Origin of the sequence: Helicobacter bilis ATCC 51630, from assembly GCF_000686565.1 — a bacterium.
Classification (GTDB): Bacteria; Campylobacterota; Campylobacteria; order Campylobacterales; family Helicobacteraceae; genus Helicobacter_A; species Helicobacter_A bilis.
Genome location: NZ_KK365988.1, coordinates 1 through 13797, shown reverse-complemented (window position 1 = coordinate 13797; position 13797 = coordinate 1). Strand labels below are relative to the sequence as shown.

13 protein-coding genes are annotated in these 13797 nt (G+C 34.0%); 6 read left to right on the top strand and 7 right to left on the bottom strand.

The annotated features are described in order from the left end of the window. Positions 1 to 46: 46 nt before the first annotated feature. The 6 genes from T368_RS0111740 (at position 47) to T368_RS16965 (ending at position 3646) form a co-directional block, all read left to right on the top strand. A complete protein-coding gene (locus T368_RS0111740) occupies positions 47 to 1795 on the top strand; it encodes a DUF262 domain-containing protein (protein WP_004086691.1) in 1749 nt (582 codons plus the stop codon). 38 nt (positions 1796 to 1833) lie between these two features. After that, positions 1834 to 2316 (top strand): restriction endonuclease, encoded by a 483-nt coding sequence (locus tag T368_RS0111735; protein WP_004086688.1) that lies wholly within the window; start codon positions 1834 to 1836, stop codon positions 2314 to 2316. Between the two features lie 239 nt (positions 2317 to 2555). Next, complete coding sequence (locus T368_RS16980; RefSeq protein ID WP_230455628.1) at positions 2556 to 2750, top strand: hypothetical protein; 195 nt, start codon at positions 2556 to 2558, stop codon at positions 2748 to 2750. A 2-nt stretch (positions 2751 to 2752) separates the two neighbouring features. Then, positions 2753 to 3193, top strand: coding sequence for a type I restriction enzyme HsdR N-terminal domain-containing protein (locus T368_RS16975; protein WP_004086684.1), 441 nt, complete (start codon positions 2753 to 2755; stop codon positions 3191 to 3193). After that, positions 3193 to 3471 carry a hypothetical protein gene (locus T368_RS16970; RefSeq protein WP_004086682.1) on the top strand — a complete coding sequence of 93 codons (279 nt, stop codon included), beginning with the start codon at positions 3193 to 3195 and terminating at the stop codon, positions 3469 to 3471. Before T368_RS16975 ends, T368_RS16970 begins: the two co-directional genes overlap by 1 nt. After that, positions 3455 to 3646 carry an N-6 DNA methylase gene (locus tag T368_RS16965; RefSeq protein WP_027338520.1) on the top strand — a complete coding sequence of 64 codons (192 nt, stop codon included), beginning with the start codon at positions 3455 to 3457 and terminating at the stop codon, positions 3644 to 3646. Before T368_RS16970 ends, T368_RS16965 begins: the two co-directional genes overlap by 17 nt. Before the next feature lie 189 nt (positions 3647 to 3835). Here the strand turns inward: T368_RS16965 and groL are convergent, their stop codons facing one another. The 7 genes from groL to T368_RS0111680 all read right to left on the bottom strand — a co-directional run. After that, a complete protein-coding gene (gene groL / locus T368_RS0111710) occupies positions 3836 to 5479 on the bottom strand; it encodes a chaperonin GroEL (RefSeq protein WP_004086677.1) in 1644 nt (547 codons plus the stop codon). An 18-nt stretch (positions 5480 to 5497) separates the two neighbouring features. After that, positions 5498 to 5767: a co-chaperone GroES gene (gene groES / locus T368_RS0111705; RefSeq protein WP_004086675.1), complete on the bottom strand. Its 270-nt coding sequence runs from the start codon at positions 5765 to 5767 to the stop codon at positions 5498 to 5500. Between the two features lie 139 nt (positions 5768 to 5906). Continuing rightward, positions 5907 to 7010, bottom strand: coding sequence for an MraY family glycosyltransferase (locus T368_RS0111700; RefSeq protein ID WP_004086673.1), 1104 nt, complete (start codon positions 7008 to 7010; stop codon positions 5907 to 5909). Positions 7011 to 7373: 363 nt separating this feature from the next. Then, the gene (locus tag T368_RS0111695; protein WP_004086671.1) at positions 7374 to 9347 is read right to left on the bottom strand and encodes a methyl-accepting chemotaxis protein; all 1974 of its coding nucleotides are present in this window, start codon (positions 9345 to 9347) and stop codon (positions 7374 to 7376) included. A gap of 484 nt (positions 9348 to 9831) precedes the next feature. Beyond that, positions 9832 to 11379, bottom strand: a complete 1548-nt coding sequence (purH, locus tag T368_RS0111690) for a bifunctional phosphoribosylaminoimidazolecarboxamide formyltransferase/IMP cyclohydrolase (RefSeq protein ID WP_004086669.1) — start codon at positions 11377 to 11379, stop codon at positions 9832 to 9834. A gap of 74 nt (positions 11380 to 11453) precedes the next feature. Beyond that, a complete protein-coding gene (gene tilS / locus T368_RS0111685; protein ID WP_004086667.1) occupies positions 11454 to 12563 on the bottom strand; it encodes a tRNA lysidine(34) synthetase TilS in 1110 nt (369 codons plus the stop codon). 383 nt (positions 12564 to 12946) lie between these two features. Further along, positions 12947 to 13797, bottom strand: an 851-nt coding sequence (locus T368_RS0111680; RefSeq protein ID WP_282705559.1) for an ATP-grasp fold amidoligase family protein, incomplete at its 5' end; no start/stop codon positions are given.

Genomic DNA, 13797 nt, shown 5'->3' with positions numbered 1-13797 from the left:
TAAAAACATTGTGAAAAGCAACAAGCCACGATAAAAAGGAGTGGAAATGGCAGAAATGAGAGCAGAGCGCAAAACAATATTTGATTATCTTTCAAAAAATAAATTTTTGATTCCAATGTATCAAAGAAATTATGTCTGGAGTGAAGATGAATGTTTGCAGCTTTGGGAAGATGTATGTAACTTTTTTGAAAATAAAAAAGAGGACGAGGAGTATTTCTTAGGTTGTGTAGTGGTATATAAGGAAAATTATAGACAAAACATCATCGATGGACAGCAAAGAACCACAACGCTCAATCTCTTAATCCGCGCATTGTATGAGAAAGCAAGGGGGCAAAATGGTATAGATAAGCTTAAAAGTGATTTAGCGGCGTGCTTATGGGATAGCAATGCACTTACAGGACAGATTGATTTTGATAAAGTGCATTTAAAAAGTGAGGTGGCAACAGATTTTGATAACCAATCTTTAGAAAATCTTTTTAAAGATACTTTAGATATTAAGAGCAACATAAAGCTTTCTTTATATGAGAAAAACTTTTTGTTTTTTCAAGGAAAAATTGACGAATTAGCAAGAGAAAAGCCTGTAGAGTGGTTTGATTTTTGCTTATGCCTTTTACGCTCTTGCGTGCTTTTACCCATTGAATGTGATAACAGAGATAAAGCCTTGCGCATTTTCAATACACTCAATAATCGCGGTGTAACTTTAAGCCCTGCGGATATTTTTAAGGGTCTTATTTTTGAGAAAAAGAATGAAGAAGAGAAAAAGATTTTTGCTAGAGAGTGGAAAGAACTAGAGAGCAAGATACAAAGCTCTTCCCATCTAAAAAAGGAGGATATTAGCTTTCTTTTCACGCAGTATGAGCATATTATCCGTGCGGAATATAATGATGTAGATACCGCGATACCAAGCACGCTAGATTTTTGGACACAAAAGCATAAGAAAAACACAAAAGGTCGTGATGTCAATTACGCGGCAAATGATGATATGTTGAGCAAGGAATCTACTTTTATTTTTATCCAAAAATTAGGTGATTTTTGGTGTAACCCTTATGAATATTTAAGCCAAGATTCTAAAAAATATTTTGCACTTTTAGGCATATATCAAAATAAATTGTGGCAAATGGTTGTAAGCGTGTGCTTTTATAAACACCATCAAAACAAAGAAGCATTACAAGAAGTGCTAGACATTATCTTGCCACAGGTTGCAGCGTATTGTGCGATTGGATTATTGTATGGTAAAGGTGGAGCTTCAGGCTTGCTTTGGGGCTTTATGAAGGCAAATATCCATATCCACAATAACAATATACAAAAGATTTTTGAAACATCTACAAATATTCCCAATTTAGTTATGCCAAGTTTGGAGAGTTTTATCCATTTTTCCAAAAAGGCTTTACCTAGACATATACGCTACATCTTAGCTCTCTACGCACTTATGCTAGATTCCAAACAAGAGCTAGAATGGAATCTAAATGGCAAAAACTACACGCTAATGAGTGCAGAGATTGAGCATATTTTGCCTAGAAAATGGCTGGAAGCTAACTATAACGGCTGGGACAAAAAGGATGCACAAGAATTTTTAGAACATATTGGCAATAAAATGTTGCTAGAAAAGAAAGTCAATATAGAAGCAGGAAATGGTTATTTCCACCGCAAAAAAGAGAGCTACAAAAACTCTCACTTCAAAGAAGCACAGCTCCTAGCACAAAATGAGCAAAAAGATTGGGCTAAGACTGATATTGAAAAAAGAAATAGGCACATATATGAGAAATTTAGAGATCTTTTTACAAGAGTGTTTTAGACTTGATGTGTGAAAAATTCAGTAAACAAGGATAAACAATGGAATTTTTATTTATCATTTTTGTTGTTAGTATTGCTTTTTTGTTACTATATAAACCAAAGCGAAAAAAGCTTGCAAAATCTAGAAGTTATGTTGTAGATTATGCTGCTATAAATAAACAAAAAGGCGATGATTATGAACGACAGATTGGCAGATTCTACCAACAGCAAGGCTATAAGGTGTATTTTAAGGGAATCAAAGAAGGGCGGAGAGATCAGGGAATTGATCTAATAGCATATAAAGGCAGGGAAGCGATTTTGATTCAATGTAAAAATTGGGAAAACACACAGGTAAAACAGGAGCATTTAAGAATCTTTTTAGGGGATTGCACTGCATATTTGGAGCAGAATCAAAAGATTTTTGCAAAAAAGAATGTTAGCCGCGTATTTGTAACAAGCTGTGAAAACCTAGATTATGGCGTGAAAAAATTTTTAGAAGAAAATAGTATGGAGTATAGGATTATCCCCTACGAAAGAGTGTAAAAGCACAACACAAAATATAACTCCAAAAAATAATACAATAGCATAAGGGCAACAAATACAATGTATTTTTTTACACAACAATCTCGTTGTCAGCCATACCTTAATGGTAGATTTTCCACAAACTTATGAATTTGACGATTTTAAAAATACGCTAAAATTACCCTGTCGAAAAAATATGGAAAGAAAATAAATTTTGATAAACAATACAAAGATTAGAAGTTAAAATACAATAAAGCGAGGTGAAAACATTGCATAGCGACATCATTGAAAAAGCACTAAAGCAAGGCTATCTTAGTTTTGAAAGGGATAGTATCATCTATCACACTAAGAATCCAAGTAAGCAAAACTACACAAATCCAGAGGAAAAAGTGTGCGCAGAAGTATTTGCAAGGCTTATTATTGAAAAAGAGTTCCACTCTCTCACATTGTCATAGAAGTGCGTGTTACACGAGGTAGCAATAAAAGTAACACAAGAGCGGATATTGTTGTTTATAAGAATGCCAAACATCAAAAAGCCTTCATTGCCATAGAACTTAAAAAGTCAAGTCAAAAAGATTTGCGAGAGGCAAAAGAGCAGGTTTTAAGCTATGCAAATTTTTTGGGAGTAGATTACGCGCAAGTAACTAATGGCAGAGAAAAAATCACGCTCTACATTAAAGAGAATGGTAACGATTTAATTGATGATATTCCGTCCTATGGTGGTAATGCACCCTTATGGAAATACTTGCGAGATTCTAAGAATAACAACATTTCAAAAATAACAACCGATGAGCTAAAGCCCTTTTGCAAAAAATCCATAATTATCTTTGGAATGGTGGCAAAAGAAATCCAGCCGAAGCTTTTAGCGAATTTAGCAAAATCATCTTTACAAAGATAATGGACGAAAAAATCGCCGAATACGACGCAGATTATAAACTTAAACATTACGAATTTCAAAAAAATCGCGATGAAGATAAATTTGCCCTAGAAAAGCGTATTAAAGGGCTATATCAAAAATACAAGGAAAAAGATAGCAATGTTTTTGATAATGCTCTGATTTTAGATGCAGATGAGATTAAATTTTTAGTAAAGAATCTCGAGAGCATTAGCCTAAGTGAAACAGACTTGGATATTAAAGGAAAGGTATTTCAAAAGTTTTTTGCAGATTTTTTTTAAAGGCACAGCTGGGCAGTATTTTACACCACTTAATATTGTGCGTTTTATGGTTGAGTGCTTTGACATTACGCAAGATGATTTAGTGCTAGACCCAAGTTGCGGAAGTGGTGGATTTTTACTCCAAACCTTGCAATATATGCAAGAAAAAAAGAAAATAAAGCCAAAGAACTTTTAGATTTTATTGACAGCTATCTTTTAGAAGTATCCTACCAACAAAGGCGAATACACTTTAATAAGTCTTTTTGGTGGTGATTGTATTTGAGTATTGGTTAGAGTTTTAGCTTGTAGCAAAATTCTTATTCAAGCTATATAGTTTGTTCTATATAGCCTTTAAATAAAGAGTATTTGAGTAAATAGGGCTTTATTACATCATGCCGCCCATACCACCCATTCCGCCCATATCAGGCATAGCTGGGGCTGGTTTGTCTTCTTTAATATCAGTGATAGCTGCTTCTGTTGTTAAAAGTAGGCTAGAGATAGAAACCGCATTTTGAAGTGCCACACGAGTAACTTTCAATGGATCAATAATACCTTCTTTAAACATATCTACATATTCGCCATTACTTGCATTAAAGCCTGTTTTGCCATCTTTTGCTTTGCTTACTTCATTGATAACAACACCAGAATCATAACCCGCATTTGTAGCGATTTGTGCTAAAGGTGCTTTTACTGCTCTATGGATAATGTCAAATCCTATATTTTCATCACCTTTTAGTGAAGCATTTTTCGCATTTATCTTACTTGCTGCATGAATAAGGGCTGCACCACCACCGATAACAATGCCTTCTTCAACCGCAGCTTTTGTCGCAGATAGTGCATCATCTACTCTGTCTTTTTTCTCTTTCATCTCTACTTCGCTTGGCGCACCAACTTTGATAACTGCTACACCGCCAGAGAGTTTTGCAAGTCTTTCTTGCAATTTCTCTTTGTCATAATCGCTTGTTGTAGATTCTATTTGAGTGCGGATTTGTGCTACTCTTTCTTCTACTGCTTTTTTCTTGCCTTTGCCATCAACGATTGTTGTATTGTCTTTGTCAAGCACGATTCTTGCTGCTTGTCCTAAATGACTCATATCAATGCTTTCAAGCATAAGTCCTACTTCCTCGCTAATCACATCGCCACCTGTAAGGATAGCAATATCTCTTAGCATTTCCTTTCTTCTATCACCAAAGCCCGGAGCTTTTACAGCAGCCACATTTAATACACCGCGAAGTTTATTGACTACAAGCGTCGTTAGGGCTTCACCCTCTAAATCTTCTGCGATGATGAGTAAAGGGCGACCACTTTTCATTGTAGCTTCTAAGATAGGCAGAATGTCTTTCATTGAAGTGATTTTTTTATCAGTGATTAGGATATATGGATTCTCAAGTTCTGCACTCATTTTATCCGCATTTGTAACAAAATAAGGACTTAGATATCCTCTATCAAACTGCATACCTTCAACTACGCTTAATTCATCATTGATACCTTTTGCCTCTTCAACGGTTATAACACCATCTTTGCCGACTTTCTCCATAGCATCAGCGATAAGCTTACCTATGTTTTCATCAGAGTTTGCAGAGATTGTTGCTACTTGCGTAATCTCTGCTTTTCCACCGACTTTTTTACTTCCTTTTTTAAGCTCTTCAATGATTAAAGCACTCGCTTTATCCATACCTCTTTTTACTTCGATAGGATTAGCCCCAGCTGTAATATTTCTTAAACCTTCTTTAAAAATGCTATGTGCTAAAACAGTCGCTGTTGTAGTGCCATCACCTGCTGCATCAGCAGTTTTACTTGCCACTTCTTTTACAAGCTGTGCTCCCATATTTGCAAGTGTGTCTTTAAGCTCAATTTCTTTTGCCACACTTACACCATCTTTTGTAATTGTAGGCGCACCATAGCTTTTTTGAATCAAAACATTACGCCCTTTTGGACCCATCGTAACTTTTACCGCGTTGCTTAACGCACTTACACCTTCATAGATTTTATTTCTTGCTTCATCGCTAAATTTAATATCTTTTGCCATAGTTGCTCCTTATTTCTATTATTTTAAAACGCCAAGAATGTCTTCAGATTCTAATACGATAAAATCTTTATTATCGATTTTAACCTCATTGCCCTTATACTTACCAAATAGGACTTTGTCACCCTTTTTGACTTCACCATCTTTCTCAACTTCTTTGCTTACTTCTTTGATAACACCAATACTTGGTTTTTCAGTCGCATTATCAGGAATTATAAGTCCAGAAGCTGTCTTTTTTTCCTCTTCAATTCTTTCAACCAATACTCTTTTTCCTAGTGGTTTAAAAGCCATTGTCATTCTCCTTATACAAAAAGTTCATAATTAGCACTTAAAAATTTTAAGTGATAGAATCATACTCATTTTTTGGTTAATAAGTCAAGATTTTATAGTGATATATTAAATAATATTTAGTGTATTAGACTAAATATTATTAAGCTTTATTGTATAAATTAGCCCTTTTTCTCCATAAAATAGCAAAGCAAAGCACATAAAATAGGCAAAAACAAGCACTAGCAAGTAAAATCATAGGAGTATCCATATAATAATATGTTACAACAATAACAAAACATGCAAAAAAAGTGTTAATGATAAGTGCCGCTGCATTTCCAACATATCTTTGTAATATATGGTGTAAATGCAAATCATGTCGTTGCCACACGATATCAACCAATATAGCTATATTTTGTTTTCTAGTAGAACACAACTGCATAATGAGACTTGCAAATACACTTGATAGTATAGAGCATATAGGATAAAGCATTAAAGCCATGCAATACCACATATTGATTCCATAATATAGCACACATAAAAGTAGTAACGCCCCAATGCAAAATCCAAGCAAAAATGCTCCACTATCACCTAAAAACATCTTGCCAAACGGATAGTTAAAAAGCAAAAAAACAAATAAGATTCCAAGCAATACGCTCGCAGCAAAACCAATAAAATTACTCTGTGTTTGATACGCAATATAACATAAAGCACACAATACGATCATACTATATAATGCCGCATTGCCATGTATGCCATCTATTGTATTCATGCCATTTGTAGTCAAAAAAAGTGCTATATAACATGGCAGCAATAGAAAAATTAAACTATAATCGCGATTCATATCTAGTGAATAAAAAAGTAAATGAAGCACACAGAATCCACATATTTGTATGCAAAACATGAGCCATAGAATCATTTTGCCATAAATGTCCTTTATAATGCCACTGCAAAGCACAATAGAGCATGCAATATAAAAATGAAGTCCAGCATATTCGTAAAAATCGCCAACATTTGTGCTTGATATATGATTGCCATGAGAATTAAAAGGTATTTCAATCCCACCCAAAACTACAACTACATAAGCAATAAAAATGCTAATGCCACCACAAAGCGGCGTAGTTTTTGTGTGAAGTTTAAAGCTTTTTATATCAGGTTTATCTTGCATAACATTCATGGTTTGTGCGAGAATGTATGAAATACCCATAGTGATACAACCGCAAAATATCCCAAGATTTGCAAAATATAAAAGCGTAGAAAACTCCATAAACTTACTCCAAATATGTCTTTATAGGGATAAATTATAGTAAATCTTATAAGTATATTAAAAGCTAGGCTAATTAAAGATTTATGCTAGCAAGAATTATAAAGAATAACTATAAATCTTTCAATCCCATTTAAACACATAGATATTCTAGGATTCTCATGTTGAAGTTGTAAAAATCTGATCTCATATGGATTTTAGTCTCTTCCAAGATATGATGATAAAATAGCATCTATAGACCATTAACCTATATCATTTTTTAAGTGAAAACGAAAGAATCACAAACATATTGCAATAATACCATTGCTTAATGATACTAAATCTTTAATATAGTTTTCTTGCAAAAACTACACACAACAAAACATTTTAAAAACTCTTTTTATTCACATCTTCTAGAATCTCTGTTGCAAGATTTGCGACATTGTGGCTAATCTCTTGTGCTTCATTGCTGACTTGAAGATTATCTTTTGTGAGAATCTCAAGTTGTGAAACTTGTTCGTTAATTTGATTCATACCGCAAGATTGCTCTTCAATAGAGTTTGTCATCTCATGTATTGATTGTGTGAGAACATTGGCATTAGATTCTATCTCACTGAGTGATTTTTGCGTTCTTTCCGCTAGCTTTCTCACCTCATCGGCTACGACTGCAAAGCCTCTGCCATGCTCTCCAGCCCTTGCTGCTTCAATCGCTGCATTTAATGCAAGTAAGTTTGTTTGCTCAGCAATTTCTTTAATCACAACAACGATATTTTTAATATCTTCACTTTGACTTATCACTTCATCACTACGCGCACTGACACTTGCCATAGAGCTTGTAATCTCTTCAATAGCACTTGCAATTTGATGCAATGCACTTGCTTGATTCTGTGTGCTTTCCTGCAATCGTATCACTGAAGTATTCAATAAATCGCTTTGCGTATTTAGCGTATTTGCTAATTTTTGAGAAGTTTGCAACATTTTTGAGATATTTAGAATAAGCATATTGACACTAACTTCCATGCCGATAGGATCTATGATTTGATTTTTGAAATTACCCTCATTTGCTTCCTTAAATACACCGAGAATGCGTGATAAATCCATAGTGATCGTCTCGCATAACGCCGCACTCATTTCATTTATAGAATTACGCAAGGAAATCATATTAGGATTTTTAGAATCTATTATAAGTTGTTTGCCAAACTTACCCTCTTTAACCTCCTGTATTACTTCATGAAAACCATCTTGCAATAATTTTTCTTGCTTATGTAGTTTTGTGATAAATTCCACATTTTCATTTATTTCGCTTGACATTTGACCAAACTCATCATTATTTTTTATATATGTTGGCGTATAAGTTGGAATCTTATATTGCAAATACTCAAAAAACTGCCTTAAATTCTTCCTTATAATATCCAAAGGACTTAATCTATAACGGATAATAAAAGTCATAATAGCTAATGCGATTATGATAAAGCCTAGCGACCACAATAATGTATCAATAGCTATGTTTTTCAGTGCTTCATCATAGTCTTTTGTCGAGTTGGTGATACAAGTATTCCAGCCTATTTGAGTTTTACCACATGCTGCTAATCTTTCTTCATTGTCTAAAAGAGAGATGTAGCGAAATGGGCTTATCCCATGCTTTGCAATCCCTTCTTTCAATGTCGCAACAAAAGGTTTCCCAGAATCATCCATAATATATTTTCCGGGTGTAACGTAAAATAGATCTTCAAATATCAATGTGCGTCCTGTCGGCGATGTCTTAAGAGACTGCACATCTTTAGAAAATTGGGACAGATATAAATCCCCTACAATCTCTGCTACAATCTTACCATTTACTCGTATAGGTGCAAAAAATGTAATAGCCAATTCCCCTGTTACAAAATCCACATACGGCGTAGAAACTCCAGCTTTTCCTAGAGATAGCGCATTTTTAAACCAATCTCTAGTATTTGCATCATATTTGCCACCATCACTCCCCATGAGAATCTTAGGAAAGCTATATTGCTCATCTTTTCTACTCATAATCGCTTCACCATCACTCACATAAGCGATATAAAATGCATCAAAGCCAGACATTCTCGTGGTTTTATTTAAAAAATCATAGATTTCATCGCGATTTAAAAACTTTGGATTCTGCTCTAGCGTTGTGGCAACACTCGCTAATTTATCGCTTTTTTCTTGTATATAGTCATCTATGTAGAGTAAAACTACTTTTAATAGAATTTCTTTTTGCGTATTGGAGGCTTTCATAAAATTCGCTTTTGAATCAAGCCATTTATACACCCCAAATATACCAAGTATAGCAATAAGCATAGCTATTGTTGATAATTGCAATTTTTGTGTAACGCTTAACTTCATATATAATCCTTTTCATTTGCAAATATCAAGCATTGTAATAAAAAATCAAAAACAAAGCAATATAAAATTAAATATAAATGTCGGCTTAAATCAATAAAAAGCAACCAAGTAGCTATCAAACAATATATTCTATTGTATTGGAATTATGGTGTGTAGCAGAAAATAATGTTAATCCCAATGTAATGTTGCGGTAATTTTAAAATTAATACGGCGGTGTATTTTATGCATTAAGATTCCCAACAGATATTTGAAAACATGCTTGTAATGTGGGAAATATGGAAGTTGTAGATGATTTATAAATCTACAAATATTGCATTACAAAACATGCATTTACTTGAAATAAAGTTTAAACAGGGCGTTCTGGTAGTGCGTTAAGAAAATTTACAATACAAGGTTTTCTCAATACTGCAAATCTTACTACTTGCATGACACACAAAAATGATACAAAATTGCCATAAGCAATACATCTCTACAATTACTATTTCTAATGCAAAAAATGTCTTTTGCCAGAAAAGTATAATGCGATATTATGTTTATCTGCTTCTTGTATCACCTCATCATCTCTTATGCTTCCACCCGGCTCAATAACTGCACTTACGCCCACACTTGCGGCGAGTTCTATGCTATCTTTAAAAGGGAAAAATGCTTCGCTTGCAAGCACACAGCCCTTTAAATCTAGCCCCATTTCCCCTGCTTTTTTGATAGCTGCATGACTTGCATCAACTCGGCTTGTCATACCCATGCCAATGGCGACAAGGCTGCCATCTTTTACATAAGTTACGCAGTTTGACTTTGTAAGACTTGCGATTTTATAGGCGATTTCTAAATCAAGCATTTGGGCTTGTGTAGCCTTAGTTTTACTCACGCATTTAGAATCTCTCACTTCATTTGCTGTGATAAAATCGCTATTTTGATACACAAAACCACCCTCAATATGTTTAAAATCCCATGTATCTCGCGGAAAATAAAGGCGATTACTCCCTTCACTACTACAAGTAAAGATTTTAATCCGCTTTTTATGACTAAAAGATTCTAAGGCTTCAGGGGTTACATGACTTGCTACAACAACTTCAATATAGCTTTTTAGAATCTCTTTAGAAAGATCTACATCTAGCACACCATTAATCGCTACAACACCACCATACGCACTCACACTATCACACTGCAGGGCATAGCGATAAGATTCTATAAGATTTTCTTTGAGACTAAAACCACAAGGATTCCCATGTTTTACAACACACACACAATCTTTATCTCCAAACGCACTAGCGATTTTTATAGCCGCATTCATATCGGTGAGATTATTAAAACTTGCTATACCTTTTAAGCTTTTAAAATGCTTTGAGTAAAACTCGTTGTATTCATAGAGACTGCCTTTTTGATGCGGATTCTCCCCGTAGTTTGTATCCATGACTTTTTTACCAGTGATAAATACAGAATCTCCAAAGCCATCACGAAAGCGACTAGACATATAGTTTGCTATCATGCAGTCATACTCGGCGGTATGGCTAAAGGCTTTCATCATTAAATTTCTGCGAAACTCTAGCGTATTATTATCCTTTAGATTCTCTAAAATATAGCTATAATCTTTAGAATCTACAACGACTACTACATGCTGAAAGTTCTTAGCTGCTGCGCGTATCATGCTAGGACCGCCAATGTCTATATTCTCAATGATTGTATCAAAGCAATCTGTCTTTTCTATCGTCGCCTTAAATGGATAGAGATTCACACATACAAGGGATATATTAAAGATTCCATGTTTTTCTGCGGTTAGTTTGTCTTCTTTATTATCTCGTCTATGCAGTATTCCGCCATGAATCTTTGGGTGCAGTGTCTTTACTCTGCCATCAAACATTTCCTCACTCTGTGTATAGCTACTCACCTCGATAGATTCAATACTATTTTCTTGTAAGACTTTTAGAGTCCCACCTGTGCTTAGAATCTTATAATCTAGCTCTACTAGCCCCTTAGCAAAAGAGATAATATCAGTCTTATCACTCACACTCAAAAGTGCGTATTTTTGTGTCATTGCTTTTCCTTACATAAAATAATGAAAGCGTATTGTAGCCAAGTAACAATAAGGTTTAAATAATAGCCCATAAATTACTCCCAAATATCAAGGCTGTTTATATAAAGCAATGGGCGTATTTTAGGAGGGATATTTTGGATTCTATATTTCTCTCTCACTTCTTTTGGAATCTTTATAGAATCTTTTTGTATTAAATTATATAAATGCTTTATATCGCAAGGTAGTTGTATATATTTTTCTCTTCTTTTCTCTAAAAATGCCTTTATAAGCCATCTCATCTCAATGCCTACAAATATAAAAGATTCATTCTTTGCGATTACAATTTTGCCACCCATGACACACGCCCCATTTTTTAAAAGTGTGTGTTGCAATTCATCTTTTTGTTTGCTACTCATAATGTAGCCAAGTCGCTTTGTAAGCATATCTATCGTGTGAATCTCGTGTATATGACTTTTACATATAAAAAGATTATAATCTACACATACCATCACATGCGGATAAAGCCTAGCCCTCTCTTTCTCTAAATACACAAAGCTTTTTTTGATACCATTTACAAAATCCCTATTCATTAGCCCAGAAAGCTGCTGTCTAAACAGATTGCGTTTATAGCTTGTATCACTATTACTTGTATCGATGAAGTATTTGATATTATTTGTGTGATTGTAGTTTAGAATCTCTTGCTTTGTGTAAGTGATAAATGGTCGCACAAGATAATATGTCTTGTTTTTTATCATGCGTTCTGTTATATCATTGAAACCTAGCAAGGTATTTAGCCCAGCACCACATGAAAGCTGCATGAAAAACCACTCAAGTCTATCATCAAAATGGTGTGCTGTAATGAGATTGTGATAATTATGTGTGATTATAAGCTTATGAAAAAAGTCATAGCGAATGTTTCTTGCATTATGTTCAAAATCTTTTGTAATAGATTCTGAAATGAGTGTGTAGCATTGCTTTTTATACTGCTTTGCAAGGCTTTTAGCATATAGCACTTCATCTTTACTTTGAGATCTTTTGCCATAATCAATGATTGCGATATCAAACTCTATTTTATACTCCATTAACACAAAAAAAAGTGCAGTGGAATCTACTCCACCAGAAAAAGCAAGTAAGTTTTTATTTTTACTTAAAATGGCATATATATGCGGCGAAATTGTAAGTGTGTGTGTATTTTTGTGTTTCATTGGTGTTCTTTGTAATATATTTGATATTAAATGATTTTTTAGGCTTTAATTTGTTTTTAGAATCTCTGCATACTTATCAAGGAATATCCCCTTAAGTCTTTTCAGATTATAAAAATTCCATTTATGATTTCTATGGTATAGAAATTCTCAAACAATTTAAAATAAATTTGAAACAATAAACATAAAAACTTAAGAACCATATACAAAAAATTATAACACAAGTTTGCTTGTAATATGTTTTTGTTTGCATGGCATGAACGGGTTGCTTTCAAATTTTCTAAACTTACCTTTATATTCTCTTTTACATTTTAAAAGAAAACTTAAACTTATCGTAATAATCCAAATCTAACCTAAACAAAACTCCCATCATTAAGAAAACTATTTTATGAAAGTTTCCACAAATCCCCGAGTTTTCTATCCCATTCGTTCGGGGTGAATCTCTCTGTTCCCCCGCCGTGTGTAAAGGTAAGCTCCCCAACTATGATTTTGCCTTGAATATTATACAAATCAACTCTTAGCATCGCAAATGGCATAGAAAGTCTTGTAGCTATCATAAGCATTGTCATCAAATTGAGTGGCTTACTAGGTGGCATTGTTGATTGTGGATAGCAAAGAGAGAAAGGCATAACATTCCAATTCTCATCAAAAACACTTCTTGTATGCTCCACAAATCTATCGGTATCCACTTGTATGTATTGTGTTTTACCAAAGCAGTGGATTTTATAATCACTTGGCACTTTAGCTTCCCCATTTGCGTTAGTCTCAAGCAACATCTCCTCCACAAAGATTCTAGGCTCTATATCTTTGTAATGCCATTCTCTATAAAGTGTGTAAAAGTTTGTGTTTAAATGTTGCGTGAGTTTAGTCATAGCTTCATTAAAAGTTTTAGAATCTTTTAGAAAAGATTCTTTGTCTTTCACTAAGACTACACCACCACAATCGTGATTTGTCTTTAACACAAAGCTTTGTGGAAGTTTAGAGAAATCAATCTCATCTACACTTTTATAGATTCCATAGAGTTTTGGTAAGTATTGACATTCATTTGTATTAAAGAGTTCTTGTGTGAGTGTGTCTATGGGTTGGAAAAGTAGGGAATCTTTAGTAAGAAGTGAGTTTAGATTCTTGTCATTTTGAGCCTTTGAAAAAGGCGAAAAATCTTTATTTAAATCTTGTTTGGATTCTAAAGTTTTAGATACTTCACCTAAAGGTTCGGTATGACAAATGGAAGTAGAGT

Excerpts from the sequence above, each read along its gene's own strand:
- T368_RS0111740 (WP_004086691.1), top strand. The coding sequence starts at position 47 with ATGGCAGAAATGAGAGCAGAGCGCAAAACAATATTTGATTATCTTTCA.
- T368_RS0111735 (WP_004086688.1), top strand. The coding sequence starts at position 1,834 with ATGGAATTTTTATTTATCATTTTTGTTGTTAGTATTGCTTTTTTGTTA.
- T368_RS16970 (WP_004086682.1), top strand. The coding sequence starts at position 3,193 with ATGGACGAAAAAATCGCCGAATACGACGCAGATTATAAACTTAAACAT.
- groL (WP_004086677.1), bottom strand. The coding sequence starts at position 5,479 with ATGGCAAAAGATATTAAATTTAGCGATGAAGCAAGAAATAAAATCTAT.
- groES (WP_004086675.1), bottom strand. The coding sequence starts at position 5,767 with ATGGCTTTTAAACCACTAGGAAAAAGAGTATTGGTTGAAAGAATTGAA.
- T368_RS0111700 (WP_004086673.1), bottom strand. The coding sequence starts at position 7,010 with ATGGAGTTTTCTACGCTTTTATATTTTGCAAATCTTGGGATATTTTGC.
- T368_RS0111695 (WP_004086671.1), bottom strand. The coding sequence starts at position 9,347 with ATGAAGTTAAGCGTTACACAAAAATTGCAATTATCAACAATAGCTATG.
- purH (WP_004086669.1), bottom strand. The coding sequence starts at position 11,379 with ATGACACAAAAATACGCACTTTTGAGTGTGAGTGATAAGACTGATATT.
- tilS (WP_004086667.1), bottom strand. The coding sequence starts at position 12,563 with ATGAAACACAAAAATACACACACACTTACAATTTCGCCGCATATATAT.